The organism is Methylobacterium segetis (assembly GCF_004348265.1).
GTDB classification, from domain to species: domain Bacteria; phylum Pseudomonadota; class Alphaproteobacteria; order Rhizobiales; family Beijerinckiaceae; genus Methylobacterium; species Methylobacterium segetis.
Genome location: NZ_SMNT01000189.1, coordinates 1 through 314 on the forward strand (window position 1 = coordinate 1; position 314 = coordinate 314).

Genomic DNA, 314 nt, shown 5'->3' on the forward strand with positions numbered 1-314 from the left:
CCGCTCACCGACGGCACGCGCAGCCTCACGGCCACCGCGCGCGATCCCGCCGGCAACCTCTCGCCCGCCTCCCAGGCGGTCTCGCTGACGATCGACACCGCCGCGCCCGCCGCCCCGGCCCTCGCCTCGATCCCGCTCACCAGCGACAGCACGCCCACCATCAGCGGCACCGCCGAGCCCGGCGCCACCGTCACGATCTCGGACGGCACGACCGTGCTCGGCACCGTCACGGCCGCCCCGAACGGCACGTTCAGCTTCACCCCGGCAAACCCCCTAGCCGAGGGCACCACCAGCCTCACCGCCACCGCGCGCGA

Annotated in this window: 1 protein-coding gene; it reads left to right on the plus strand. The window is 75.8% G+C overall.

The window, feature by feature from the left end; genetic code table 11:
- A partial coding sequence (locus tag E1J50_RS25700) for an Ig-like domain-containing protein (RefSeq protein WP_132257063.1) occupies nucleotides 1–314 on the plus strand: 314 nt, incomplete at both ends.